This is a genomic window from Adhaeribacter rhizoryzae (genome assembly GCF_008629685.1).
Classification (GTDB): Bacteria; Bacteroidota; Bacteroidia; order Cytophagales; family Hymenobacteraceae; genus Adhaeribacter; species Adhaeribacter rhizoryzae.
Genome location: NZ_VWSF01000003.1, coordinates 332993 through 359703, shown reverse-complemented (window position 1 = coordinate 359703; position 26711 = coordinate 332993). Strand labels below are relative to the sequence as shown.

The following is a 26711-nucleotide window of genomic DNA, read 5'->3' as shown; positions in this document are numbered from 1 at the left end:
AAACAGGAAAAATGAGCTCTCTTCAGTCATTTGTAACACAAAGGTGGATGCTCAACCCCATTTTGGAAGAAGATTCACTTTTACCTTTTGGCATTACTAATTTCGCTTATCCCTTACTTAACTCTTATTAGCTCAGTTAATTGACTGAGTATATTCAACCAGGTTCAGCTTCTCTTTTAGTTGTTGATACCTGGGGTCATCCGCCGCTACTTTGAACAATAGATGCTCCATTATAATGGCTACCGGCCCCATCCTTTTTTCAACGCATTGGAATAAATGATAAAAAGCTTTGTCTTTTTCTCCTAATGACCACCAAATCATGGCCAAGTCTGCATCCAGAACAACTCCCGGTTCTTCCGCCTGCCGTTGCTCTATCTTTCGAATACAAGCTAATGCCTTTTCGGCTTCTCCTAATTTACCATAAGCACATCCTAATGGGGTAAGCCCTTTTAAGGGATGCTTTATTAAGCGGTGGACTTCTTCAAATATTTCGGCTGCCTGCTGCCAATCTCCTTTTACGCCGGCGCACCAACCTTTTAACTCTAATGCTACCGGCAACTGCGGATGCATGTCTAACAACCAATCCACTTGTTTTGAGGCTTCATTTGTTCTTCCCGCATTGTTGTAAGCATCTATAAGGGACTTGTTAACTAACAGTGATAAGGGGTCTACCTGCAAGGCTTTTTCCATAATAGCCACTGCTTCTTGCTTTTGCCCGGTAATCATATAATAAAAAGAAAGGAGCTGGTGAGCGCCCGTGGTAGCCGGGTTAAGCTCAATCGCTTTTAGCAGTGCATCATAGGCCTGTTGCCATTTCCAATCGTAAAGTAAATAAGCCGCACCCTTAGCCGCATATCCTCCTGCCAAGGAACTATCCAGTTGTAAGGCTTTATCGCTGTAGGTATGCACCAATTCAAAAGCTTCCTTTGGTTGCATTTGTCCGGTTCCCCCCAGAAAAGCATAACTAGCTGCGGCCATGGCGTAAGCTTGGGCATAATCCGGTTCAAGGGCTATTGCTTCTTCAAAACAGGCTATTGCTTTTATAGCATCCTTGGGCGTTATTTTATTATAAAAATGTAAGCCTTGCAAAAAAAGCGTATAAGCCTCCAGATTTTGAGTGGGTACTTTTACCAGTGTTTCCTCATGCTCTTTCGTCGTTAAATTCTCCCGAAGCTTATTGGCGATAATACTGCTAATCTCATCCTGCACTTGAAATATATCCGTCAGGTTTCGGTCATAATTCTCACTCCAGATATGATAGCCGTCCGCTGCATTAATTAACTGCGCTGTAATGCGGACCCGGTTTCCCGCTTTCCGTACACTTCCTTCTAATATTTTGTCTACGTTTAGCTGGATGCCAATTTCACGGATATCGGTATTCTTCCCTTTATAAGCAAAGGCTGAGGTGCGGGAGGTTACCTGAAGCCCATCTACTTTCGTAAGGGCATTGAGTAATTCTTCGGTAATACCGTCGCTGAAATATTCATTTTCCGCATCGGCACTCAGGTTTACAAAAGGCAACACCGCCAGGCGATTAGTAGGCTCTTTGGTTTTTCCTTTCAGGGCATCACGGGAAGGAACAATAAGACCTTTGTTATCAATAGCAAAAATGCGGATAGGCTTTAGTACATTTTTAAATTCAAAGTAACCCATTTCACGAGCGGAAAGGTTTTCCTGGTTCCTGATTTCATCAAACACTTTTTCTGAAATAAATATGGAACCTGGAACAGCTAAGGATTCAACCCTGGAGGCCAGGTTAACGCCATTGCCATAAATCGTTTCCTCTTCTATGGAAATATCTCCGGTATGGATACCTATTCGCAGCTCTACTTTGGGTTCCTGTAGTAATGTTTGTTGTATTGCCACCGCACAATGAACGCTATCAATAGCGCTGTTAAAGATACTTAAAGCACCATCACCATAGTATTGCAGAATTTTTCCCTGGTAACCCGAAACAGAATGTTCCAAAACTTCTTTCAGCCTGCGACGCTTTTCTTTTGCTAATTGTTCGTTTTGCTGCATAAGTGCAGTATAACCAACCATATCGGAAAACATTATGGCAGCAAGTTGGCGCATAAGTATATTTCGTAAAGCTAAAGTTGGTTGCTATGGCATTTTCCGCAATCTGATTTTCCGGCTTTTGTGGGTGTTCTTCACTAGTAACTTCTATTTAGGCATTGTATACACTAGGAAATCCCATGCCAATAGTCACGATACTATAAAATAATTTGGACGAGTACCTGGATTCTTCAACCTAAAAGCAAAGCCCGGCAGTTATAGGTCATATGAATATAAGCAAAATATTATTTTAAAACAATTTATGTTCAAAATGGAACATTCAAAGCAAAACTGATATTTTCTATCAATTGCTTTCGAGTAGCAGCTCACCGCTTAACAACATGTCTAGTCCTGAAATAGGTTGACAAAAAAGTCAACGAAAATGAAGGACAAAGCATTAAGAGAACGTATTGTAGCAGAGTATCTCACCTCCGGGCAGAGCTATCGAGAAGTGGCCGATAGATGTGGAGTTGATTACCGTAGCCTGCACCGTTGGGTTAAAGAGTACCAAGGGCGCATGAAAAAACCACACAAAATCAGAAGAGCCAGGCTGCTGCGGGAACTGCCCACAGACAAGCTGCCGACCAATGTCGAGACCCTGCAATCGGAGCTACGCAAAGCCAGACTCTACAACCAGGCCCTACAGGAGGCGATCCTTATAGCCGAGGAAGAACTCGGAACTCCCATCTTAAAAAAGTCTGGTACCAAGCAATCCTGAGAGTAGAGCAAAGAACGCCCTTCCAAGTAGTTGGAGTGCTTTGCCGGTTGTTTGGTTACAGTAGACAGGCGTACTACCAGCATCTCAAAACCAGGCAGCAGCAAGCGCTGCAAGAGGACTTGCTTGTGCAAGAAGTACTACGAATTCGTCGCACGCAGAAGCGGCTGGGGGCGCGCAAGTTGCTGGTGATGATGTCCTCTTTTATGGCTGATCATGGCATTGAAATAGGCCGAGACGCTTTTTTTGAACTCCTGCGTGGGCACGATCTGCTAGTCAGGAAACGAAGGCGCTCTAAGCCCCAGACTACTTTCTCAGGTCACTGGCTGCACAAGTACGAGAACCTGACGGTGGGTTTTGTACCCAAGGCGGCCGGGCAGCTATGGGTGAGCGATATTACCTACATTCACCTGGAGGAAGGCTTTGCCTATCTGAGTCTAATCACCGATGCCTACAGCCGCAAGATCGTCGGGTTCTTTCTCAATGAAGATCTTTCTGCTATGGGATGCATCCGGGCTCTGGAGATGGCCCTTGCTAACTGTCCCTGGCAAGGTTATTTGATCCATCACTCTGATAGGGGTATTCAGTACTGCAGCCAAGGGTATGTTAGGCTGCTCCAGGATCGGCGCATTGCTATTTCCATGACCCAGAGCGGCGACCCACTGGAGAATGCGCTGGCCGAGCGGGTGAACGGTGTCCTCAAACAGGAGCTCCTGGAGACAGTGTACCCTGACATGGCGGCGGCTCAGCTAGCCGTGGCCACGGCAGTGAGCATCTACAACTATCAGCGCCCGCACTCGAGCGTGGACATGCTCACGCCGGTGGAGGCACACGGCAGGACCGGCGAGCTGAAGAGACACTGGAAAAACTATTATACAGCCAAGAAGGGAAAGGAGGTGCCCATGCAGTAAGGTGCAGGCCAAGAAGGCTTGCCGTTGCCAGAACCCTTTACCTAGGGTGACGGTATAAGGTGTAAAGGGCTGGCAGGATTAAGAAACAGCTGTCAACCTGGTATAGGATTAACAATGTAAACTGTCAACTTTTTTCAGGACGAGTCAACAAAAAATAAGAGGTGAAATATGTCTCATAAAACGACGGAAAAAGGATACTGAAAAAGACCTGGGGCTGTCAGGGCTTTTTTGCTGTAATTCCATCTCAAATGGGCATCTCAAAAACCATCCTATATTATAGAATACTGAGATGAGGAGGGGAGACTTTACATATTCTTACTTATTGGTCAAAGCAAAGTAGTTTTATAAAAACATGTACTAAGACCCTAATCTATATAACCGTTCTCAAGGTTGCCTAATTCATACAAGCTTGAAGATGTAGTATACACATCATTTTTATTTAAATACCCGTTATGATTGAGGCATAAATCAAAATGGTCTCTTAGAAGAGCTTAAGGCAACAGGAGCCACTGGTAGCCTTCTTCATAGGAATAAAAATACCTTAGCTCCAATCCCAAACCATCTCTGTTTTCAAACTGCTGGGTTAAGGATTTTAGATTGGCTTCTTTTTGCAAATTAGGTGATTCTATCCGGGCTATTTTATGCAAAGTAGTGTCTTTGAAATGCACAGAAAATAATTCACTTCCCCAATCCATGGCTAAATGCGAGGGGGTTACTGATTGGCGGGCATCCATGAGGAACTTCTTAATTCCAAAGGTTTTCAGCACCAGAAGCGTAATGCGGTTGGTTTGTTTAAATTCCTCCGCATCGGTAGAGCCTATCCAATCTGCTATTAAGATTTCTGCCTTCAGGTCTAAAGTTAGCTTCAGGTGTTTTTCATTGAAAAGAACCATGCCCCTAAATAAACTAATAAGTTTTTTTTAAGGAAGTAAAAAATTTGTTCCTATTACCATAATAAGGTATGTTAGGAATAGCATAAATATAAAGACAAATTGCTTTATCCTTTGGAGAACTAATCTAACGAACATTGTTAAGGGTTTTACTGGATTAAGGTTAAAGTAAATCATAGTTGGTCATCAATCCAGGAAGCGGCTTCTCGATACGTTTCAAACTGTTGTACTTCAATCGCGGCATTGAGCTTCGCTTGGGTTTGGGCAGCTGTTTCCATAAATCTTCCTAGATTTCTATCGTCCGAGGTAATGCGCGCTAATTTCTGGAGGCCGGATGCGGCCCCAACTGGTACTAACTCCTGGAGCACCCACTTTAAGTCTTCCACTGGTACCTCCCCCAAGTTATTGGTATCCTGAATCCAGTACTTGATACCTTTCTGCTGCAGGCAACCGGCAAAAATAGTAGCAGCTTCCCGATATTCCTGACTGGAGGGCGGGCGGAGCCACTCTGAATACAAAAGCTTAATGGCATCATCTACCACCAGGTGCAGATAGGAATTGCGGAACTCGTATATGCCAGCGGATAATGAATGTAGTTCCATACGTTAATCTGCCAATAAGAAAGAGGAATCAAGCTCAAATTTTGGGCACCTTCAATATTAATAGAAGTAATTTAAGATATATTTCAGTAATTCAAATAACATACCTGCTTTAAGTTTCGGCAACTTCAAATAGTGTAAAGGTTCACCTCTCCATTAAGCTACGCTTGTTGGCACGACTACTCGTGTTTTAGCCCTTCCTGGCTCTAAGTCTTCACCCAATGTCCCTCTTTATAATATAACTAAACCCAGAGAACCACCTTTGTTTAACATGAACTGTGTTAAAAGTCAAGGTTTTCAGGCCGAAATATTAGCAAAATCAGGGCGGTAGGGAATGGAAGATTTGACAATGGCGAAAGCTTGTTTGAGGAGCTTATTGCAGACCGCAATTAAAGCCACTTTTCCATTCTTGCCTTTGGCTACCAGCCGCTCGTAGAGCGCTTTGCATGCCGCATTGGACCCCTTAGCTGAGAAGCTGCACATAAACAATTTGCTTCGAATTAAGCTGCCGCCCATCTTGGTGATACGCACCTTGCCGCGGATGCTAGAACCAGAGGTAAACTCCCGAGGCGACAAACCAGCTTTGGCAATCAGTTGCCGATAGTTGGTTATGTTCCGAAAGCCACCGGCAAATAAAAGCAGCATGCCGGCCGTTTTTCTGCCAATCCCTGGAATCGAAGAGAGCAATTTTATCTCTTTCGCAAAAGCCTTTTCCAGTGTGACCAGTAACTTATCCTGAATTTGCTTTATTTGCTTTTCCAGCATCTTGAGGGTTTGCTTCAGACTTTTAACAGCGAGCTCACTTACCACAGGTTGCCGCTCCAGCGCCTCCAGGGAGTTGATGACCATAGTCCTCTGCTTGATGAACTGCTCGGTAAGCTGCTCTAGTTGCCGGCATTCCACAATTACCTGCTCTTCTGGTTGCCAGTAAGCCACTTGGGTCTGCTCTCCATAACGCCTAATCCATTGGGCATCTTTCTTGTCGCTCTTGCCCTTACCCAGATGCATCTGGATGAAGCGCTTGATAATAACCGGATTCACTACCACTACCGGTGCTCCCTGCTCATACAGGTAATAAGCCAGCTGTAGGTAATAAATACCCGTAGCCTCCATGACATAAAGGCTCTCCGTGCCGCATTGCTTAACCAACTGCTGGAAGCCAGCTTTGCTGTTTTCCATTTCCAAGTGCTGCACCTTCTCCTCTACCAGGTGGCAGATGGCTAAGGAATCTTTACTCACATCAATACCTACTACTTTGGGTTTGGCTGGGGTAGCCATAACTTTAAGTTTTTAGTAAAGGGAAGAAAAATAATTTGAAAAGAGCAGACTATGGTGGCTTTCTCTATCCTGATGCAAGCTCTAAAGGCTTAATGGAACTGTCCAAAGTAACCATAGAAAAGGAAAGGGATTCTCATGTTAAACAGGCTCTTCAGGCCAAATAAAAGGATAAATCTTACTCCTTCCTTTCTTCTCTTTTTACCCTAATATAACCATCATTACAAACATAGGATAATAGGAGTTATCAGCAGAAACCTCTTTCCAGCATTCTGAGCGGCAATTTTTCGATGGCTTTTTCTTGTACTTTCCCTAGAAAATCAAACATAATCCTCTCACCCTTTAGTACTGTACTTTAACATAAAAATATTGTATATTAGTAAGTATAATATAGTTGAAATTTTAGGATAAGGGTAGCTAAAAGTAATAATGGTGTTTACACACAAGTAAGTGGTAATTAGTGACAAAAATTGAATAAATGACTAACCATATCTAAAAGAAAAACCCAATGAAACAGCGAATAGATGTACTCGGGGGAATTTTGGTCCTGGCACTATGTAGTGCGATGCTCTCGTGTATCACGCCTGCCCCCACCATTGAAAACCACGAGGCACACCACTCAGAGGCGGCCACCAGTAACAAATACACACCTGTGATGTCCTGGGCGCACCAACGGGAGATCTACATCGCGAGTGGAATGTCTGCGTCTGATGCGGATGCCAAAATCGTAAAGGGGCTAACGGACCTAGCCGCCTTGGACCGCTCTGCCGGTGACGACCGCATCGGTGTTGCCGCGCCCCCGTTCCAGTTCAATGCCTGGCTCAACTCTGAGCCCTTGTCACTGGAGGACCTAAAGGGACGGGTTGTGCTGATTCGATGGTGGACGGACACCTGTCCCTTCTGTGCCAGCAGCGCCCCTGCGCTTCGAGCGCTGCACGAGGAATACGCAGACCGCGGCCTTACAGTAATCGGCGTGTTCCATCCGAAGGCCGGGAGGGATGATCCGCTCGATGTCGAGCGCGTTCAGCGTGCGGTCAATGCCAGGGAATTCCAGTTCCCGGTAGCGATAGACTGGGAGTGGCGGACTAAAACCCTCAAGGAGTGGTGGCTGACGGGACCCGAGAGACCGGCGACCTCGGTGACGTTCATCCTGGACAAGTCCGGGGTTATCCAGTTCGTCCATCCGGGCATGGAATACCACGATAACAACGGTTCCGAGCAGCACGCGATGTGCGCGAATGACATGGGTCGGGTTCGCGCTGCAATCGAGCGGCTCATCGCTAAGTAAATCAACTGCGGAGACCCGATGGACCTTGGTTGCTCTGTGTGGTAGACCGACTCTGTATTAGGACCGACCACGGGGCAGGCCACAGTGTTTCTTGAAACGAGTTCGGTTCGCTGCTGTTTACTTGGCAGGGCGCACCACCCGGACGGAGGGCAACAATGCCATCGGTGACGGATGTCGCGCAGAGTTCCCTTGAGATTCTTGGTGGAGCGCCCATGCCCGTTGGAACATGCGTACCCCTGCGGGTATTTAAAGAAGGTTACACATTGGCAATGGAATGGCTGGATGAGTTTTTAATTACCTTCTATCAGAAGAATTGTTTTTCTGTCTTAGCAACAATCTTCTTTTATATCTGGATGGTTAAGATTTCTAATAACCGGGTAGTATAACAGGGAGAAAGGAACTCCCGGTTCAGGTTCCAGCCTTTCTTCTGCTTCGTACCCTGGCAAGCCACTTTCACCGTATCTTTCCCAAACTTGGCCGTAAGGTCATCCAGAAACTGCTTCAGGATGTGTTCTTTGCTGTGGTCGGTGGTATCCAGCAGGTTTAGCTGCACCCTGTTTTACAGCACAATATCCGTTAATACCCTATTGGTTATTTTGTGTTATTATTAAGCCCTAACAATATCCTCAGTTGCCTTGTTCTTGTACTTGATTGTTCTATTGCAACGTAATTGATTGTTCTATTGCAACATCAGCAAAAGGCAGTTGTTGGAATTAACTTTTTTCATGAAAGGATAATTGAGGAAATAACATATTCTTCCCAATCAATTGGGGCATATTCCAAACCCCTTGTAAGATAAAATAGTAAATAAAAAGAAATAGCCGTCTAATTAATTCAGACGGCTATTTTGAAAATGTTTGTGTAGGCTTTTATTCTTTCACCGTTCGTAAATGCTGAACACCATTTTGGGTAACTAACCGGATTAAATAAACACCTTTAACAGACTCCTTGGGTTCCCATGTGACTTGGATTGATGTCCCGGCTTTCGCCTTTCCAACTTGGAGGTGTTTTACGAAACCACCTTTCAGGTCATAGACATCTAAGGTATATTCTTCATCCTGCTTAAATGAAACTGCAATGGTAGTCTTGTTTTTAAATGGGTTAGGATAGGTTGTCAGCATGGACGCTACTGTTCCTAAATCTACCTGGTCAGCCACCCTCTCGTTTTTCTTGCCAGTTGAATTTTGAATCAGAATGGAGCCTCCACCAATGATGGTGTTGTTATCTTTGGTTAAATCAGCATTATCAGCCTGTTCCCCTTTTTTAGTCGGTAGTAAGTTATCATATACTGTTTTGCCAGTTTTTCCTCCGGCTAATAATTCGTATATCTTAATCCTGAACCGGTCCGGACCAGTACCGCCATTGTACTGGCCATCTATGATAGAGACCATAAAGCCAAAAATACCAGCTCTACCAGCTATTGTCCCTTTACCTTTGTAATAAGCTTTATTGCCGGAAATTGTGGTTACAGATTCTTCGTAAGAGGTACTCTTAAAGTTGAAATTGCCAACCTGAAACTGTAACGTTCCCGGACCAGTAGCCACATTCTTCTGATACTTAGCTTCAAAACCAAAAATAGCCTTACCTTTCACCTCAGTTTGGCCTCTTAAAGCACCGCTCGGAGAATTGATGTATCCACTGCCGGTTACAAAATAGCCCTGCGGGTTGTAGACTACTGTATATTGATACTCACTGGTGGCGGTATTGCCACAGGCATCTTCAATTGTTAATGATACGGTATATACACCCGGAGAAGAATAGGAATGATTGCCTGATATTACAGAACCATTTACTTTTCCCGCAGACGTATGGCCATCTCCCCAAGCCCAACTAGCATTTTTGAGGTTAATCTCGTTAAAGGTAGCACTAGTTGTGATAGGGGCATTAACCTGTACCGGTGTAATTGGGGCTGTAATGCTATTTAAGGTTGGAGCAGGGTTTACCTTAAAATTAACGCCGTTATCTGTGCCGGTAATTACAGGGTTTGAACTTACTACCCGAATGCGGTAACCTGCTCCAACTGGTGTATTAGTCGGAATTGTGGCGCTGATAGTGCCAGAGGCCGTGCCGGTGATAGTTCCTATAGTTACCGGAGAACTAAAATTCCCTTCCGCATCAGATAATTGTGCCGTAAAGGTATTATCTGAATTGAAAAGTCCTGTAACTACAAACGGTACATGAATGGCCTGTCCTTGACAAAAAGCATCACCCGATATGGAAGAAGTTGCAATTGAACTTTGAGGTGCTAGATAATAGGAAATATCATCTATATAGTTGCCTGACATGGCTATACCTGTTGTTCCTCTGTAGTAATAACTGGACCTTAAATAGGCTAATTCCGTTACCCCATCCGTATCAAAAACTCTTCCCTCAACAGCTCCCCCTACAAAGGTAACTTCAATCCTATACCATTTATCAGGCTGCATTTCGAATTCTTTCGAACTCAGCTCCCGCCATGGGTACCACAAATACCCTGGAAGATAGTTAAAGGAAATTTTGTTATCGCCTACAGCAAAGGAATGAGTTTCTAAATAATGTGCCTGAAATCCAATAGATGCTCTGTCTTTAACCCACATCGAAATTTTGTCTCCTGAATTTCCAATTGCCACATCAGCTCTATAACCCCAATAAACATCTCTGATTCCATTTTGGCCGGAATGGGCCGCAGAAGTGGAAATTGTTCCGGAAACTGGCACGTTATCCCCAGGCCCCTTCCATGGTAACCAAGACCAAGGATTAGGTCGCTCAAAATCTTCTAGTACTTGCCAGGTAATACTTGCAGGTGAGGCATGAACAGTGAGGTTAACTCCATTGTCAGAGCCATACAAAGCAGGGTTAGAATTTATTACACGGATACGATACCCGGTTCCGGGAGGTGTATTAGCAGGTATAGTACAGATAATCTGAAAATAATTTCCTGTCCATCCAAATGAGGTGCCAATTGTTACAGGTGAACTGAAGCTGCCGGTTGCATCGGATAACTGAGCCGAATAGTTATCACTATCTTTGTAATTGTCCGTTGTGAAACCTACATTGAGTTTTTGTCCCGCGTAAAACATGTTACTCGGTAAAGAATTAGTTGCAATCGAAGGTTTAAGTGAAACTGGTACCAGCACAGGCTCGGCACTATTCTCAGAAGTACCAACTCCTAATTCACCATTATATCCATTCCCCCAAGCATACATTTTGCCATCTCCCTTGATGGCAAGAGAGTGGGTAAAGCCAGCAGCAATATCAACAACTCCTGTTAGATTTTTAACTAACACTGGCACTGCACTGCCATAAACGTCGGGCCCATTGTAAACAATTCCGTCCCCTAATTGACCACTACTACCATTACCCCACGCATAAACAGTTCCATCTGATTTAGCGGCCAAGTCATGGTAGGTGCCGGATGCTATTTTAATAATATCTGTTAAACCAGGAACTTGTTCCGGCACTCTGCCAAATGCTAATGGATTACTTCCAACTTCGCTTAGGTATCCCCATTTATATACTGTTCCGTCAGATTTAAGAGCCAGAATGTTGTCAGGGCCAGCTGTTATGGCCGTAACTCCATTGATTCCATTTACCATGACCGGCACGGAGCTATTACCATAAGTACCATCTTCTAATAAATTGCCAGTATGATAACCCCAGGCATAAACGGTACCGTCTGATTTAACGGCATAAGAAGTCCAGGCACCCGCTGCTATTGCGGTAACCCCGGCAAGGTCCTTCACTTGCACTGGGTAAAAACTATAATAATAAGGATAATAGGGATTATTGTTTTGATAAGTAAGGCCGTTCCCCAACTCTCCTTTTGAACTATATCCCCAGGCATAAACTGTACCATCAGATTTAAGGGCCAGAGAGTGTTCAAAGCCTACGGCAATAGCAATAATATCAGAAAGCCCATCCACTTTCCGGGGCAGTTTGTCACTTTCTACATTATTACCGCTCGTTAAACCCACTAGACTATTTTTTCCCCAAGCATAAACACTACCATCAGAATCAAGTGCTAGGGAATTCCAACGACCGCTGGCTATTTTCACAATAGTTTTCCCAGCAAGGTCCCCATAAGCTGATATGTCAATAGGGGTGGTACTATTACCTATAGTTCCATTTCCTAATTGTACATCAGATTCCCCTCCCCAAGTGAAGGTTCTGCCATCTGCTGTGACAACTAAGGAGCTAAAGCTAACACCTCCTCCTCCTTGTGCTAATGACTGGGCAAAAAGTGATTGGCTTAAGGTAAGAAAACAAACTAGGGATAGTAAAATAGAGGGTAATGTATTGTTAATATTTAGGTTAAGGAATTGAGATATGGGTATAAATTTTATTTTCATGTAGTATCTAACTAAATTAATATTGATTTAAGATTTGAAAAATTGCTCCTTTTAGATTGAGTTAATCTTAGCTGGAAGCTGCACCGCATGCTTAAAGCTTTATGAGCAGCTTGCCCTTATTATTAAAAAAATAGACAAGAAAGGCCTATTGCTATTGTATTAGATTTATTAGGACTCCTGCACGTTAAACCAATAGACCTTACTTTATTAGAATTTTCAGGATAGTACCGTTTTAAATTTTCGTTGAAGTGTTCCATGTGTTATAAAAATATTTAGGTTTAGATTTTTTGAAAGCACAAAAGAATAGTACCCTACGGCATAAAAAGCGGAGCCATAGACCAAGGTTAAGATAGACAGCTAAAACTAGGATGTACTTTAACTAGGATGTACTTTCTTGAGGTAATAAATTAATAGGCTTGAAAAAGAGTTGCTCACTTCAATGGTTAAGTTTCTGAATGCATGAAAGTGGCAATATAGAGGGATATTTAATATTTATCCATACCTATATTTAGGTATTTTAAAATTATTAATTAAAATGTTTATAAAAATATTTTACAATTATTAATAATCAATTAAGTATTATGACTTTTATATCTTGCTAAAATAATTATATAATACTATTACTTTGCTGTTGGTCTTTTATTTTTTCTTTCAAGAGATAGCCTTATATAATTATTGTCAGTATATCTTGAAACCTGGTAGTATAGCAGGGGGAAAGAAATTCCCGGTTCAGGTTCCAGCCTTTCTTCTGCTTCGTACCCTGGCAAGCCACTTTCACCGTATCTTTTCCAAACTTGGCCGTAAGGTCATCCAGAAAATGCATGAGGGTTTGTTCTTTAGCGTGGTCGGTCGTATCCAGCAGATTTAGTTGTACGTTCTTTTCTGGCACGATGTCCATTACCACTACACCAGTTTTCTTGTACTGATACCCAGGCTTATAAATGCTTTCCAAGGCCTGTCTGGTATACCGGATTAATTCCAGGTCACTGTTAGTAGCTGTGGGCAGCTTTATCTTTTGGCTGTTAAAATACTGGATGGTATCGGCAAAGCGGTTGGTGGTAACAAAGACAACTAGTTCTTTCGCGCAACTGTTTTGTTTACGCAGCTTATAGGCACATTTAGCGGCATAACTGGTAGTTGCCTCCAGTAAGGCATCGAATTCAGCTACTGGTTTACCAAAGCTACGGCTGGTGCAGATGTTTTGTTTATCGGCCGGGTTTAACTCCAGGTCTACACAGGGTTCTCCCCGGAGTTCTTTCACGGTGCGCAGCATCACCACGCTGCAATGCTTTTTTATCCAGGCATCTGTCGTATTTCGTAGTTCATAAGCCGTTTTAATCCCAGCACTCTCCAGGAACTTAGCATATTGACGGCCTACTCCCCAGACATCCTCCACTGCCGTTCGTTTTAAGGCTTCTTCGATGTGGTAAGGGTCCGTCAGGATTAAACAACCTTCTGCTTTCTTTGATTTCTTGGCAAGCCGGTTCGCAATCTTGGCTAAGGTTTTGGTAGGCGCAACCCCCACGCAGACGGGTAGGCCTAAGTTCTGGTAGAGGGTTTCTTTGATGTTGCGGGCATATGCCGGCAGGTCTATAAACTTAAAGTCTCCTAAGTCCAAGAAAGATTCATCCACCGAATAAACCTCTACATTGGGACTGAAGGTACGTAAGGTTTCCACGACCCGCAGGCTCATATCGCCGTAGAGTTCGTAGTTGCTGGAAAAGTAAGTAATACCTTGCTGCTGGATTAACTCCTTCATCACAAAGAAAGGCGTTCCCATCTTAATGCCTAAATCTTTAACTTCCTGGGAGCGGGAAATCACGCAGCCATCATTATTACTCAGCACTACAACCGGTTTACCTAATAAGTCCGGCCTAAAAAGGGTCTCGCAACGCACATAAAAGTTATTGCAATCCACCAAAGCAAATAAGTTGGTCATGGGCTTATAGTTTATGCAGCACCGTAACTACTTTCCCCCAAACCTCAAAGCCCATCTCTTCAGTTATCACCAAAGGTTGATACTTCTTATTCTCGGGTACCAGATAATATTTCTGGCCTTTGATTATAAGCCGCTTAACCGTAAACTCATTGTATACCTTAGCCACTACTACATCCCCGGATTGGGCTTTAACAGACCTATCCACGGCTAAAATATCGCCCTCATAGATTTTGGCATCCTGCATGGAGTCGCCGTGCACCTGGACAAAGAAAGTACTGGTGGGGTTACTGGTAATTAACTCGCCTATACTAATTCTAAGTTCAAGGTAATCTTCGGCGGGACTGGGGAAGCCAGCCGAAATCCTGGAACCATACAGCGGCAAAAGCAAAGAGCTGTCTAAACTAATAGGCAGGAACTTCACACCGGAAGTATCCACGAGTAAAGGAGGCGCGTTTTTCATAGTTATATAAGCTAAAATATTTAGCAAATACGAAACTTAAGAACAAAAAAGCCATATATAAGAGAAATTAATATTAATATTTATTAGCAATTATTTTCATTTACTATTTATTTGCTATAGATATTAGCTTTATATTATTCAGAATCAATGCTTATCAGTTAACCATAACTACGACTATGAAAAAAGAACAATTTAGAGCATTCCGCAAAAAAAAGTGTTTGTCTTTGTTGCAAATGGCTACTTTCTTAGGCTTAGCAGACGAAAAGATAATTAGCCATTACGAAAATGGTGAGTTACCTATTCCCGAATCTATCAGCGAGCGCTTAGCAGTAGAAATTTTCGCTGATGTGGTTGAACTGCCCGCCAGCAGCCGGGAAGAAAAAATAGACCAGCTTTTGGAGGTGATGAAACGGCTGCCTAATAATGGCCAAATTATGGAGCACCAGATTGAGAAGGTTGTCTATAAGGCGCAAAATAGCATAATAGAACAGCAGTATTTGGGGTATGATGCTGCTTTCTGGGTGGAGTTTCATCGGCTGTATCTAAAACAGGGTAAAGGTGAAAGACCATATATCCAAGGGGCTCTTTTTGCCGATGCGGATGGTAATCCAGTAGCTTTTGCCAGGGCTTAACTAAGTCAATACCATAAAACGTTAGACCAGATACCAACAGATTCTTGGGCGAAAATTAATGGTAGTTCCTATAACGAATTTAGCACCTCCGGGCTGTTGTTGGTGGGAGAATTGATGAGATTAGAAATGGGGAAGGCTTTCATTTTGTCTGCATCATAGGGCTTAAGCAAGTCTTTTACGTCTTTCTCCTGTTCGTTCAACCACAGTTCTTCGGCTTCCGGCGTGAGAATAACGGGCATTCTGTCGTGAATGGGTTTGACCAGTTCATTGGCCTCAGTGGTGATGATGGTAAAGGTTTTGATTTCTTCACCACTGCTTTTATCTACCCAGGAGTCATACAAGCCGGCAAAGCTGAACAGCTCCTCATTCTTCAAGGCAATCCGAAAAGGTTGCTTCTTAGGTTTGCCTTTGCTGGCTTGGGGATTGCCAAACATATCCGTCTGCGGTTGGGTTTGTACTTGCCATTCATAAAAGCCATCGGCGGGTACCAGGCAGCGCTTGCGGGAGAGCAGATTCCGAAACATGCCGTTGGTGGTCAGCGTTTCAGCCCGGGCATTAATGGGGCGGTGCATCTTTGCATCTTTGGCCCAACTCGGCAGCAAACCCCAGGAAAAGAACTGGGCTATATCCGTGGCAGCTGGTATAACAGCCAGTAGTTGGGAAGGGGCCGCATTGTATGTAGGCTCCGGTTCAATGCCAGCAAACTTAGCCGCATATCGGTGTTCTTTGGGAATGCTCTTTTTAACCAAGGAGTAACGTCCGCACATATAATTATTTTTTACAGTATAATCGTACTTATAATAATTCTATAAAAAAGGTTACGGAAAGAGAGGGTTTTTAGTGAAGCAAACAGGCACCTGCTTCTACATTTTATTTGTTTACTGATAATACAATTCTGGTAACTAGGAGATAATAAATAAGTAATTTAGTAAGATGACAATTAATTGAATAGGAAGAAAGATTTTGGTTTGTGCATTAATAAAATAAAGTATTTATCTTTTCTGTTTAAATGGTAAAGGAGCGAAAGGATGACCAGATTTAAATTCTCCAAGGGAAATTGGAAAACATTTTTCTTATTTATAATTCTTAACAGCCTTATAGTAAGTTACCTCCAAAGCCAATTTGAGTTTGGAATGGTAGCGTTAATGGATGCCGGAATAATAACTATACTATTCCTTTTCTTTCGGCAGTATTTTACCATTTTTGACTCAGTTGTCGGGTTCCAGGATTCATTTCTGCTCCTAAAAGAAGGTCTCTTTAAAAAGGAGGTTAGAGTAAATTATTCAGAAATAAGCAAGATGGTCTTTACCCATAATAAAGCTTTAAAACTATGGGTTTATGTAGATAATAAGAAGGTTGAATTACCTAGTCCCCACAGGGTTGGTAAAGCCGAAGAACTTTTTCAATGGTTAGCTACCAAGAATCCCCAAATAGCATTTCAAATTATAAGGCCAAAAGAATTTATTCCTGCTGATAATAATCCATATCCTAGCCAACCTTAATAGTTTACTATATGGGTAAATTCTTTGCCGAGGTCTGGTTTGACCAGGTGCAGAATCATATTGTTAAAGTGCGAACATTCAAGTGCCAACAATGCCTGGAGCCTTATTTGGATTTGGTGGACTTATCGGATGTAATTAGTTAATCGGCCGAGCAGTAATTGGTAGATTTCTTCAACTTAACTAATGAAGTCTAGGCAATAAGAAAGCCCCGGCTTGGATGTGCCAGGGCTTTGATAAGTAATCTTAAAGAAAAAAATAACAACCTATACCTATTTTGCCTGTCCTGTTAACGTGGCATTTGTCTTGGCATTCTTCACGTACCGGTCTAACCAGGTATTCATTTCGTAGAGCATGTGCAGCAGGGATTCTTTGGCCGTATAGCCGTGGCTTTCGTAAGGCAGTAGCACCAGCCGGGTGGTGGCCCCAAAGCCTTTTAGGGCATTAAAGTAACGTTCGGATTGGATGGGGTAAGTACCGGTATTGTTATCCGCTTCCCCGTGGATAAGCAGCAAGGGCGTTTTCATCTTATCGGCATTCATAAAAGGGGACATTCTATTATATACCTCAGGTGCCTGCCAGTAAGTACGCTGTTCATTCTGGAAGCCAAAAGGCGTCAAGGTCCGGTTGTAAGCACCACTGCGGGCAATCCCGGCTTTGAACATGCGGCTGTAGGATAAGAGATTAGCCGTCATGAATGCCCCGTAAGAATGACCACCCACACCTATCCGGGTAGAATCTACTACCCCTAAACGAACGCCTTCTTCAACAGCAGCTTTCGCACTGGATACTAATTGTTCTACGTAGGTATCATTTGGTTCTTTGTCACCTTCCCCTACAATCGGAATGCTGGCGTTATCCAGAATAGCGTAGCCCATGGTTACAAAGGCGGCGGCTCCCCAATAACTAATCCGGTTAAACTGGTAAGGAGAACCGGATACCTGGCCCGCCGCATCTTTACTTTTAAATTCAGCTGGGTAAGCCCACAGAAAAGTAGGTAAAGGTCCCTGACTTTTTTTGTAACCAGCCGGCAGGTATAACATGGCGGTTAACTCTACCCCGTCCGCCCGCTTGTAACGGAGTTGTTGTTTTTGCACGTTTTTGAGTTGTGGGTAAGGATGGGCAAAGCTAGTCACTTGCACCGGCTTGCTGCGGCCTTTCAGGCTGCGCATGAAATAGTTCGGGTTCTCGCTGGGAGTTTCGCGGGTGGTTAAGATTACCTGCTTGCCGGCATCGAGTACCGAAATAGGACGTTCCAGGTAAGGCGCCGCTGAACGCCATAGTTGTTTGGCTTGCTTGGTCTTCAGGTTTAACAAACTGACAAACGGTCTGTCACCCTCGGGTGATGCGCCCAGGTTGTTAAGCATCAGCACCTGGTCATTGGCCAGTAAGTTGAGAACCGGACGGCCAAATTGGTTGTGCTTCATATCGGGTTCTCCCGGGTCGGTGTAGCGGTCTTCATACGAGCGGTCAAAAAGGGTAGTCGCTTGCCAGGTACCCGGGTTAACTACTTTCGTGATGGCTTTCCGGGTTTGCCACCATTGCTCGTGCGCTAAGGCTACAGTTTCGCTCCCCCAGGCAAAGTTCTCGAACCGGTACTGGGCAGCGTAAATTTCTTTTGGTTCACCCGTAAAAGGCACCTCCACCAGATACACCTTATCCCGGATGTCCACTTTCACCTTCGGGTCTCCTTTGTCCTGGGCTACGGTGTAGTACACGGAAGCCGGCGCATCCGCCCGCCAGTTAAAATCCCGGGGGCCGGTAGGCGCACCATCGGGGGTGTAGGGAATATAATCCTGTAATGGAGAATCGTTCAGGGTTTTAACAAGCGCGCCAGCTATGGTGTAAACCTCGGTTATAAGCGGAAACCGGTACACCGGCACCAAGTAGGAAAAAGGCGTGTGGAAGGTCTCCACCAACACGTACTTCCCATCCGGCGAAGGGTCCGCGGAGGCAATAATGCCGGGCTTGCCAATAGGGGTAGCTTGACCATCTAAACCTACCCGCATGATTTGGCTGGTGGCATAGTAAATAAACTGTTGCTCGTCGGAAGGGTTCTTCAATAAATCCTGGTAAGTGGGTGCCTGGGATTTGCGGCCCAGGTTCTCCTGCGTAGTGGGGCCAGCGGGCACGCGGCTGGGCGTAACAGTGGGGGGCCGGCCGGCTGGAATAGTTTTTACAATAAGGCTCTTCCCATCGGATACCCAATAGAAAGGTGAACCCAATACACTATTCAGGGCAAGGTTGCCTACTTTCCGAGCGGTAGCAGTGGCTACATCGGCCAGGTAAAGTTCAATCTGGTTATCAGTAGCATTGGTAAACGCAAACCTGGTTTCGTCCGGCGACCACTGCACATTGCTAATTTGGGGCTGGGCAGGTAATCCTTTCAAAGCCACTTCCTCTTTGCCCGAAAGTTTTTTGATTTTTATGCCGGTAATATAGCGGGTCCGGGTAGGGCCATTGTTGGCCGGGTTCATTCGTAACCCCGCCAGTCTAAGTTCGGGTTGCGCTAGTTCGGCAATAGAAGGAGCAGCAGCCTGTTCCAGGATGAGCATGACCTGGGTCTTATCCGAAACACTTACTCTTGGCGTGGGGGGCACAGTCACCAAGTCTGCCAGTGGTTTAGGAGGGGTCTGGTAGGTGTTTACCTCCTGAGCCAGTATAGGAACAACCGGTGCGACCAGGAATAGCCAAAAAACAAGACTTTGCCGCAAATAAAGATTGGGTAGAAATTTCATAGGCTAGAAATTAATAGTGTATCTAAAGATACCTTATTAGTTTGATAATAAGCTTAGCTTACCTAAACTATACATAAAATAGAGATAATCCTAAAGTCTAACTTTATCAGGTACAATATTACTGCGTGGGACCAGTATCTGCTTTAGATTACAGCGTTACTTGTAACTGGTCCGGCAAGGCAGTAAGTAAATTATTGCTGGCTTTTTTTTCAATTGCATCCACGGAAATCCGGTAAGTGCCCCAACTCGCCCGGAGGGTATTGATATTTGATGTATTTACGATAATAATATACCTGCTTCTGAAAAGCTTTTGCCTGAACGCTCTGGTGATAGGCTATTGAATTAAGTGGAAGTATTAAGTATAGCTAATTAATAATAATAAAAAAATTTGTTTATTTTATGATTAATTTCCTATTTAAAGGTTCTCAGTCCATAAACTCGAAATACCTATATTAACTATCTTAAAAGAGTAAACTGTTTTTTTCAGCAGTAAATTAATATTTGCTACTGAAGCATCAACCTTCCCTTAAGCATCCATATTTTTATCACATGCCAACTAATATATCAGTACAAAGTCTATTTCCAGCTCTAAAATATGACAACCTATCAACACCTAGTGTTAACTTATCTAATAAGACTTTCATCGGTATAGATTTTGGAACATCCACTACTGTTGTCACAATAGCTACTTTAGGCAGCGGAGAAAAAGGTTTAAGTACTGAAGCAATCTGGCTTAATCAGAAGCTTGTTGATGGCACAGTTATGTCCTCGGAGAAAATACCAACGGTGGTTGCGTGGTATAACGAACAGCTTTTAGTAGGTGAAGGAGCATCAGACTTAAAATATGTGTTAAAAAAAGGTGTTAATGTTTGGTATTCCTTTAAAATGGAGCTTGGTGAAGATTTAGGTCCAAAATACTTTAACAGCGAACTGAATAAGAGTAGCAAGTATACCATCCAAACACCAAAAGATGCAGCGAAAGTATTTTTTACCTATCTAAAAGCTCAGATAGACAGGTATATAGCAAGTAAAAACTTGCCTACTCATATACAATATGCAGTAAGTATACCAGCATCTTTTGAAGCGAACCAAAGGAAAGAATTGGTGCAGGCCCTTGAGCAAAATGGCATATCGGTCAACAAACAAGCTTTGATAGACGAGCCTAACGCAGCATTCCTAAGCTATGTGCAACAATCTTCAGCCACAGGCCAAGCGTTGAAATTGCCCGATAATTATAATTTAAATGTTTTGGTTTTTGACTTTGGTGCGGGAACTTGTGATGTTTCTATTTTGGAAATTGGTAAAGACCACCAGGGAATCTATTCTAAAAACCTATCAATTTCAAAGTTTGAGAAGTTGGGTGGTGACGACATTGACCGGTACTTAGTGCTGGAATATCTATTACCACAGCTTTGGATAGAGAATGGTTTAACGAAAAAGGATTTCAGAACACCTGAAATTAACAAAAGTCTTGTACCTAAGCTGCTCAAAGCAGCAGAACAGCTAAAAATAATGATTTGTAATACGGTTGGCTTGCAAATGTCTGAGAGAATACTTCCGGCTACTGCGGTCAGTACCACTACCGTATCTCTTGGTTATTCTATAGAAATTGACACCAGCAAAGGACTATTAACCTTAACGGAACCTAAGTTAACATATAAACAATTCGCCGATGCAATGGCTGTCTTCACCAAGGTCGGAAATCAAAGATCGACCACAAAAGGAATTGGTCAGGATGAATTTATCAGTGTCTACAACCCTATTTACAGCGCCCTTAACAAAGCTAACCTTCCTAAAAATGATGTTGATTATGTACTTTTTATAGGAGGAAGCTCTAAAAACCCTTATATCCAGGCTTCTTTAAAAGATTATTTTCCTGAGTCAGAATTATTAATTCCAAATGACTTGCAAACACATGTATCTGCAGGTGCTGCTATCCACTCTTTAGTTTATAATGGTTTTAACAAAAACATTATTCAACCTATAACGAGTGAGCCTATATTGGTTATTACAAAAGACGAAACCCCGAAAGTAATATTAAGGGCTGGTACCACTATACCTTGCGACCTGATTGTAATTGATGATCTGGTAACCCACACAGATGGCCAGCAAGCCATTGAGCTCCCTGTGTGCTTGGGAAATACCAGCAAATTGCTTTATAATATAAAAATAGTAAGTGGCGACCCGCTAGGTTTTAAGAAAAATACCGCAGTACGGCTTGAGCTGGAGGTTAATTCAGATAAAGTTCTGCATGCCAGAGCATCCGCTGCCGGACAAATGGTAATTGTAGAACCTATCAACCCATTTGCCAACAAGGACCTTACCGCTGAAGAACGTATTGTGCTTAAAGCTGAGAGGCAAGCTAACGTAGAGGCTGAAATGAATGGGGGCAAACCCACTAAAGATGGACTTAAGGTTCTTTTTAAAGCTTATGAGAGGGTAGAAAATTATTTACGGGCCGCAGAGACACTTGAATTATTAAATCAACTATATCCCCAAAATTCTAATTTTAATTATTTAGGGGTTCTTTATTCAAGTGCAGGTTATGATGACAAGGCATTAGAGTATTATGAGCAAGCATTTGAAAAGGATAAAGATGCTACAGTTGCTTTCAATTATGCTTATAAGCTAAAACATAAAGACCAACTAAAATTTAAAGAGATATTAGAGGAATCAATCGAACTAGACCCCGAGAAACCACACAGCTTATATGAACTAGGCTCTTTGTATAAAACGGAGGGAAATCCTGAAGGAGTTAAGATGATACAGAAAGCCTTTGATATCTGGAAGAAGGAATATGATACAAATCAATTATCCCGAAACAATTATGGTTGGCTATCATCAGCTGCTGAGAAACTGAATATGAAAGATTTTGCTCAGCAGGTAAGAGAGGCTGCACCAAGATTTAAAGGTGATTCGCTCTACAATTCAGAAAACCTTACCCAAACCGCAGTAGAAAACAAACTTAAAAAAGTTTAATTAAAAATAATATGGCCTGGATGATTAGAGAAGACCAATTAGATCCCGATCAGCGGGATTTTGTCAATACAGAGTCAAGGAAGGTAGGTAACATTTGGATTAAAGGATTTGCCGGAAGTGGGAAATCTGTTCTGCTGGTCCACTCTCTCCGGGACATATTAAGAAAAGAGCCAAATGCCAAGGCTGCCATTATAGTCTTCACACATTCTCTCAAAGATATGTTTGAGGCAGGATTAAGAGAACTGGGGATTTCTAACAAAGTTCCTGTTATGACTTATTATGAATTTGTAGATAAGCGGCATGATTTCTATGACTATCTGTTTTGCGATGAGGTACAGGACCTTCCATCACGGGTACTTTATGCCATGCAAACAAGAGCTAAGAAAGTTATTGTTGCTGGAGATTCCAACCAGTCCATTTACGACCAGGACCCTAAATGGCGTGATGCAACAGTAGACCCCGATAGTATAGGGGATCTTATTAAGGCACGCCCTTTCATGCTTAATACCATACACCGCTTAACCCGGTCTATTATTGTAGCTGTGCAAAAGATTCTGCCTTCTATAAATATTTGGGGTGCTAAAAGAGACTTAACCAAAGTTGACGTGAATATTCGAATATGCGAGGCTTCTTCTACGGAAGAAGAAATAAAGTATGTGTACAAAGAAGCAAAAAATGGAGCTAGTATAGGTGATACGTGTGCCATCCTTATTCCTACAGCAAAGCTTATAATTAAGTTTGTAAACGAACTTCTCGCGTCTGAGAATAAGCCAGTCTGGAATGTAGTAAACAATTATTATGGTAAACCAGACTTTGGAAAAATGAATAGGCATCTCAAAAGCAATGGCATAAAAGCTCAATATATTGGTAATGGAAATGGCTCTTTAACCGACGCAGAAGTAAACAGAGATATTATTATCATGACCTACCATAGCTCTAAGGGATTAGATTTTGACAATGTGTTTATTCCTTTCGTGAATAGCAGCCTTTATATAGGGTCTAATAAGGTAGAAACCTTATTTATGGTAGCAATGACCCGCAGTAGAAAGAACTTATACTTTACCTATTTTGGGTACACCCATGATTTCCTCGACAAATTTAAAAATGATTGTACCGAAATTAATATTGCTAACCTTTTAAAACCTAAAAATCCACAAAAGACAGTTAGCGACTTTGACTTTTAATTTTAGCTATGAGAAATCATTTCTTAACGCCTGTATTAAGGCAACAATTTACCCTATTCTACAGATTTGGATATACCTTTGTGCCAGATGCACTACTTATACCTTTTGAAGGAGCAATACAGCAATCTCAAAAGGATGAACTTCTAAAGCTTCTCAGCCAAATTACCCCCTTCGAGTATGATGAGGAATATGTAATACTCCATTTACAACAGGAAGGCGAATTAAAACCAGGTAATACTAAGTTTGAAATACAACAATTAACTACTGTTTATCCGCTTTCTAAACATGCTAAGTTATCTATTTCTCAAAAGATAGATGATCGGATTGTTTTGGGAGAACCTTTGTTTGAGTCCAGTCTGGCAATAGCCGAAGAATTTATAATTAAACAAGAATGCCTCAAGGGGATTGAAGCGCTTTGGGAAATTTACCTTGATGAGGCCACTGATAAAGACCAAGTTTTAGCACTTATAGGACCTGAAAAAATATTTCATGGTTTAGACTTAAGAAGCAAAGGCAAAAAAGCGAGCGAGCTAGAAGATGAAGAGTACTGGGCATACTTGCTTACTTACGAACGGTACGACTATTTTCCAAAAGAACGAATTGGTTACTTTTTTGATGCGGGGCAATTATTTGCTTATTCCAAAGAAATAGCTTTTGAGGGCAGCAAACTACATAACCTGCTAACTCAACTTTTTTCATTAAACCAAAAATTAAATTTTGAAAAAATTGTTGAAAAGATAGAAAATGACCCATTGGCGGCTGGATATAAATCTAAATCTCAATTTGGTGAGCTTAAACTTTATGTATTGGCGCCACTTTTCTTATTCTTAAAAGAAGAAATAAGAAATGCTGAAAGTTTTACTGCTATTAAAGGCTCCCCAGCTTTCTCTTATGCTAAAACCACCTTTCCCCTAGAATTTAAAGCAGCTATAATTTTGTTGGGTGCTTTCTTTAAGTTCAAAACGTTTTATGATGAATATTACAATATACTTAACCTGGATATTTACCAAGCACAGCCTCAATTACCTGCGGTAAAGGCATTTTTTAAAGCTCCAGAAATCGATACAAAGCGCCTAAATGGTAATGAGAAAGAGGAAAGTTTAATAAATAAAGACCTTACTGAAGGTAAAGAAATAGATGAAGCCACTCCAACTGCTAGTGTACCCCAGCAAATGGAACATCAAGTAATATCAATAAATACTGCCACCGAGATAGGGCAAACAACTCAACAATTTACGGAACATACCATTTCTGCAGATGATGTTCGAATGCAGGAACAGACTTTAACACCTGAATTAGAAATTTTAAAGGAGGACCGGACGGTTAAGAAGGCCCTTCTTAAGGAACGGGGTAAGTCTGTTTCTCCAAAAACAAAAAAAGAATCAAGAGTAGGAAAAATAAAGACTATTGAGCAATTAGACTTAACATTCGCTGGTTCAGCACGAGAGCTTAATCAAAGTGATGTTCAATCAGGGGTCCCTATAATAGTAACTGAAGCAAGTGAATCTATTCAGCAAGAGACTTTACTAGGTAAAGAACAAAAAGTTAAACCTGCATCAAAGACGGATAAAAAGAAATCAGAAAAGCAGCCCAGTATTAATTCTGCAAAAAAGGGGCAAATGTCAAAAGCTACAGATAAGAATGACTCTATACTAGGTGAAACATTGGAATTAGTTACCGTTCCAGAACCTAGAAGTAATAGTCAAAATGAATAAAATCTTTGATATTTTCCCAAGTCTAAATTATTCATTTAAATTTAACTTATGAAGGTTATATTGGGTAGACCGGCCTTTTAGGAATAGAATGAGTGGTTGTCCTTTAGTATTGTCTGTGGAATGTTTCAAGTTGGACTGCAATGACCACTACACCGGTTTTCTAGTATTGGTAGTAGTAATCATGGATGGTGTCCAAAGCATATTACATACCTCAGCAGCTCCAATTCACTGAAGGTGTCTTTTAAAAATTTGCGATTACTTGTTTACATAAGGTCCCCTGGCATATTATGTCGAAATACTATACGTTTTTAGAAATTAATAATTCGAATTTTTTCAAGCCATTTGCATCCCAAGCATTGGTAAATTCAAGCCACACAATTGGTTATGTAATAAAGCTAATAAACCATAAATTAATAAGAAAAAAACAAATAGAAATGGAGGCTATTTTGGTTTTTCTTTACGAACTTCCAGCAAAATGTAGTGCTTCTTTATTCAAATAATATTATTCAATGCAAAATCCGGCGCAAGCTAACTCAATCATTAAACCATCTAAAATAGCCTCTCCGGGAAGAGACTTACTAATGAAGGCTCCGAGCTTTACAGGTCACCAAACTTTTGCCCTCCGTTCGTCCTGGTTAAAAAAAGGAATTGATGAGCTTCGAACCAATTTACATATTTTCGCAGATGAGGACGCTCTTGTAAAGTTAGGAGTGGGCAAAAATATGGTTGTGGCAATTCGTCATTGGTTATTAGTGACCAAATTAGCAAACTCTCTTACAGATCGAGGGGTCGATTTACAACCTACTGAACTAGGTGACTTTTTACTCGCTGATGATGGTGTGGATCCCTATCTGGAAGATCCAGCTACCCTTTGGATTCTTCATTGGAATCTCTGTGGTCCCGGCTCAATTGCCTTTACGTGGGCTTTCGCATTTAATATTTTTCGAGAATGGGAGTGGACTAGCACCTCTCTTGCTAATGCTGTAAGCATTGCAGCCCGTGCCATTAGCGCTAAAACCTCCTCTCAGGAAACGGTAGAACGTGATGTGAATGTTTTTATTCAAACTTATTTAGCCCCTTCCGACCGGGGCCAAAATGCAGAAGATGGTCTCGATTGCCCTTTACGAGAGTTGGGATTGGTCCGGTCTGGCTTTGGTGGTAATCAACAGCTGACCTTTGCCATTGGCCCTAAGCCAAGTCTGCCACCTTCTGTTTTCGCCTGGGCTTTAATTGAATTCTGGCAATTGAATTATTTAAATAATTATACCATAGCTGTACGCGATATTGTTAATGCAGAGGGGTCCCCAGGCGTTGTTTTCAAGCTTGATGAAGATTCCACGCTGGCTTACCTCGACCAGCTCGAAGAGCTCACCTCTGGAGTCCTGCGTTTTGAAGATACTCCATTGGTCCGCCAGGTTATAAAAACTTCTGACGGACCACTTAAATCTTTATCCCTGTTGCGCCACCATTATGTCGCTGCACCTAATCTAGCGTAACCCTT

Annotated in this window: 21 protein-coding genes; 11 read left to right on the top strand and 10 right to left on the bottom strand. The window is 42.3% G+C overall.

Annotation, left to right across the window (positions count from 1 at the left end):
* Positions 1-132: 132 nt before the first annotated feature.
* A complete protein-coding gene (locus F0145_RS06485) occupies positions 133-2076 on the bottom strand; it encodes an adenylate/guanylate cyclase domain-containing protein (RefSeq protein ID WP_150087499.1) in 1944 nt (647 codons plus the stop codon).
* A gap of 364 nt (positions 2077-2440) precedes the next feature.
* On the opposite strand from F0145_RS06485, the gene F0145_RS06480 reads away from it, so the two are divergent.
* Positions 2441-2776, top strand: coding sequence for a transposase (locus tag F0145_RS06480; protein WP_137761037.1), 336 nt, complete (start codon positions 2441-2443; stop codon positions 2774-2776).
* Positions 2777-2811: 35 nt separating this feature from the next.
* Positions 2812-3684 (top strand): IS3 family transposase, encoded by an 873-nt coding sequence (locus F0145_RS06475; protein ID WP_262719612.1) that lies wholly within the window; start codon positions 2812-2814, stop codon positions 3682-3684.
* Positions 3685-4175: 491 nt separating this feature from the next.
* Here the strand turns inward: F0145_RS06475 and F0145_RS06470 are convergent, their stop codons facing one another.
* The 3 genes from F0145_RS06470 to F0145_RS06460 form a co-directional block, all read right to left on the bottom strand.
* Complete coding sequence (locus tag F0145_RS06470) at positions 4176-4577, bottom strand: hypothetical protein (protein ID WP_150087497.1); 402 nt, start codon at positions 4575-4577, stop codon at positions 4176-4178.
* A 170-nt stretch (positions 4578-4747) separates the two neighbouring features.
* The gene (locus F0145_RS06465) at positions 4748-5176 is read right to left on the bottom strand and encodes a hypothetical protein (RefSeq protein WP_150087496.1); all 429 of its coding nucleotides are present in this window, start codon (positions 5174-5176) and stop codon (positions 4748-4750) included.
* Positions 5177-5470: 294 nt separating this feature from the next.
* The gene (locus F0145_RS06460) at positions 5471-6451 is read right to left on the bottom strand and encodes an IS110 family RNA-guided transposase (protein ID WP_150087495.1); all 981 of its coding nucleotides are present in this window, start codon (positions 6449-6451) and stop codon (positions 5471-5473) included.
* A 35-nt stretch (positions 6452-6486) separates the two neighbouring features.
* On the opposite strand from F0145_RS06460, the gene F0145_RS26800 reads away from it, so the two are divergent.
* Entirely contained in the window at positions 6487-6615 is a 129-nt protein-coding gene (locus F0145_RS26800; RefSeq protein WP_262719611.1) for a hypothetical protein, read from the top strand.
* A gap of 341 nt (positions 6616-6956) precedes the next feature.
* Positions 6957-7736: a peroxiredoxin family protein gene (locus F0145_RS06455; RefSeq protein WP_150087494.1), complete on the top strand. Its 780-nt coding sequence runs from the start codon at positions 6957-6959 to the stop codon at positions 7734-7736.
* A 343-nt stretch (positions 7737-8079) separates the two neighbouring features.
* On the opposite strand, the gene F0145_RS06450 is transcribed toward F0145_RS06455, so the two are convergent.
* The 4 genes from F0145_RS06450 to F0145_RS06435 all read right to left on the bottom strand — a co-directional run bounded on the left by F0145_RS06450 (position 8080) and on the right by F0145_RS06435 (position 14463).
* On the bottom strand, positions 8080-8289 hold the full coding sequence (locus F0145_RS06450; RefSeq protein ID WP_150087493.1) for a DUF4113 domain-containing protein: 210 nt from the start codon (positions 8287-8289) through the stop codon (positions 8080-8082).
* Positions 8290-8605: 316 nt separating this feature from the next.
* Positions 8606-12064 (bottom strand): RCC1 domain-containing protein, encoded by a 3459-nt coding sequence (locus F0145_RS06445; protein WP_150087492.1) that lies wholly within the window; start codon positions 12062-12064, stop codon positions 8606-8608.
* A gap of 664 nt (positions 12065-12728) precedes the next feature.
* Positions 12729-14003, bottom strand: a complete 1275-nt coding sequence (locus F0145_RS06440) for a Y-family DNA polymerase (RefSeq protein ID WP_150087491.1) — start codon at positions 14001-14003, stop codon at positions 12729-12731.
* Positions 14004-14007: 4 nt separating this feature from the next.
* A complete protein-coding gene (locus F0145_RS06435) occupies positions 14008-14463 on the bottom strand; it encodes a LexA family protein (RefSeq protein ID WP_150087490.1) in 456 nt (151 codons plus the stop codon).
* Between the two features lie 176 nt (positions 14464-14639).
* Here F0145_RS06435 and F0145_RS06430 point away from each other — a divergent pair, with 176 nt between their 5' ends.
* A complete protein-coding gene (locus tag F0145_RS06430; protein ID WP_150087489.1) occupies positions 14640-15095 on the top strand; it encodes a helix-turn-helix domain-containing protein in 456 nt (151 codons plus the stop codon).
* A 68-nt stretch (positions 15096-15163) separates the two neighbouring features.
* Here the strand turns inward: F0145_RS06430 and F0145_RS06425 are convergent, their stop codons facing one another.
* Positions 15164-15862 carry an SOS response-associated peptidase gene (locus F0145_RS06425; RefSeq protein WP_150087488.1) on the bottom strand — a complete coding sequence of 233 codons (699 nt, stop codon included), beginning with the start codon at positions 15860-15862 and terminating at the stop codon, positions 15164-15166.
* Positions 15863-16123: 261 nt separating this feature from the next.
* Here F0145_RS06425 and F0145_RS06420 point away from each other — a divergent pair, with 261 nt between their 5' ends.
* Positions 16124-16597, top strand: a complete 474-nt coding sequence (locus F0145_RS06420) for a hypothetical protein (RefSeq protein ID WP_150087487.1) — start codon at positions 16124-16126, stop codon at positions 16595-16597.
* 11 nt (positions 16598-16608) lie between these two features.
* Positions 16609-16740, top strand: coding sequence for a hypothetical protein (locus tag F0145_RS26795; protein ID WP_262719609.1), 132 nt, complete (start codon positions 16609-16611; stop codon positions 16738-16740).
* A gap of 126 nt (positions 16741-16866) precedes the next feature.
* On the opposite strand, the gene F0145_RS06415 is transcribed toward F0145_RS26795, so the two are convergent.
* Positions 16867-19332 (bottom strand): S9 family peptidase, encoded by a 2466-nt coding sequence (locus tag F0145_RS06415; RefSeq protein WP_150087486.1) that lies wholly within the window; start codon positions 19330-19332, stop codon positions 16867-16869.
* A 549-nt stretch (positions 19333-19881) separates the two neighbouring features.
* On the opposite strand from F0145_RS06415, the gene F0145_RS06410 reads away from it, so the two are divergent.
* The 4 genes from F0145_RS06410 to F0145_RS06395 all read left to right on the top strand — a co-directional run bounded on the left by F0145_RS06410 (position 19882) and on the right by F0145_RS06395 (position 26706).
* Complete coding sequence (locus tag F0145_RS06410; RefSeq protein ID WP_150087485.1) at positions 19882-22311, top strand: Hsp70 family protein; 2430 nt, start codon at positions 19882-19884, stop codon at positions 22309-22311.
* A gap of 20 nt (positions 22312-22331) precedes the next feature.
* A complete protein-coding gene (locus F0145_RS06405) occupies positions 22332-23495 on the top strand; it encodes a 3'-5' exonuclease (protein WP_223815850.1) in 1164 nt (387 codons plus the stop codon).
* Between the two features lie 8 nt (positions 23496-23503).
* Complete coding sequence (locus tag F0145_RS06400) at positions 23504-25210, top strand: hypothetical protein (RefSeq protein ID WP_150087483.1); 1707 nt, start codon at positions 23504-23506, stop codon at positions 25208-25210.
* 509 nt (positions 25211-25719) lie between these two features.
* Positions 25720-26706 carry a DUF4007 family protein gene (locus tag F0145_RS06395; RefSeq protein ID WP_150087482.1) on the top strand — a complete coding sequence of 329 codons (987 nt, stop codon included), beginning with the start codon at positions 25720-25722 and terminating at the stop codon, positions 26704-26706.
* Positions 26707-26711: the final 5 nt, after the last annotated feature.

What these genes read in the sequence shown, in the direction of transcription:
- F0145_RS06430 (WP_150087489.1), top strand. Translation starts at nt 14,640, where the DNA reads ATGAAAAAAGAACAATTTAGAGCATTCCGCAAAAAAAAGTGTTTGTCT.
- F0145_RS06485 (WP_150087499.1), bottom strand. Translation starts at nt 2,076, where the DNA reads ATGCGCCAACTTGCTGCCATAATGTTTTCCGATATGGTTGGTTATACT.
- F0145_RS06405 (WP_223815850.1), top strand. Translation starts at nt 22,332, where the DNA reads ATGATTAGAGAAGACCAATTAGATCCCGATCAGCGGGATTTTGTCAAT.
- F0145_RS06415 (WP_150087486.1), bottom strand. Translation starts at nt 19,332, where the DNA reads ATGAAATTTCTACCCAATCTTTATTTGCGGCAAAGTCTTGTTTTTTGG.
- F0145_RS06425 (WP_150087488.1), bottom strand. Translation starts at nt 15,862, where the DNA reads ATGTGCGGACGTTACTCCTTGGTTAAAAAGAGCATTCCCAAAGAACAC.
- F0145_RS06445 (WP_150087492.1), bottom strand. Translation starts at nt 12,064, where the DNA reads ATGAAAATAAAATTTATACCCATATCTCAATTCCTTAACCTAAATATT.
- F0145_RS06470 (WP_150087497.1), bottom strand. Translation starts at nt 4,577, where the DNA reads ATGGTTCTTTTCAATGAAAAACACCTGAAGCTAACTTTAGACCTGAAG.
- F0145_RS06435 (WP_150087490.1), bottom strand. Translation starts at nt 14,463, where the DNA reads ATGAAAAACGCGCCTCCTTTACTCGTGGATACTTCCGGTGTGAAGTTC.
- F0145_RS06400 (WP_150087483.1), top strand. Translation starts at nt 23,504, where the DNA reads ATGAGAAATCATTTCTTAACGCCTGTATTAAGGCAACAATTTACCCTA.
- F0145_RS06480 (WP_137761037.1), top strand. Translation starts at nt 2,441, where the DNA reads ATGAAGGACAAAGCATTAAGAGAACGTATTGTAGCAGAGTATCTCACC.
- F0145_RS06455 (WP_150087494.1), top strand. Translation starts at nt 6,957, where the DNA reads ATGAAACAGCGAATAGATGTACTCGGGGGAATTTTGGTCCTGGCACTA.
- F0145_RS26795 (WP_262719609.1), top strand. Translation starts at nt 16,609, where the DNA reads ATGGGTAAATTCTTTGCCGAGGTCTGGTTTGACCAGGTGCAGAATCAT.
- F0145_RS06420 (WP_150087487.1), top strand. Translation starts at nt 16,124, where the DNA reads ATGACCAGATTTAAATTCTCCAAGGGAAATTGGAAAACATTTTTCTTA.
- F0145_RS06460 (WP_150087495.1), bottom strand. Translation starts at nt 6,451, where the DNA reads ATGGCTACCCCAGCCAAACCCAAAGTAGTAGGTATTGATGTGAGTAAA.
- F0145_RS06410 (WP_150087485.1), top strand. Translation starts at nt 19,882, where the DNA reads ATGCCAACTAATATATCAGTACAAAGTCTATTTCCAGCTCTAAAATAT.
- F0145_RS06440 (WP_150087491.1), bottom strand. Translation starts at nt 14,003, where the DNA reads ATGACCAACTTATTTGCTTTGGTGGATTGCAATAACTTTTATGTGCGT.
- F0145_RS06395 (WP_150087482.1), top strand. Translation starts at nt 25,720, where the DNA reads ATGCAAAATCCGGCGCAAGCTAACTCAATCATTAAACCATCTAAAATA.
- F0145_RS06465 (WP_150087496.1), bottom strand. Translation starts at nt 5,176, where the DNA reads ATGGAACTACATTCATTATCCGCTGGCATATACGAGTTCCGCAATTCC.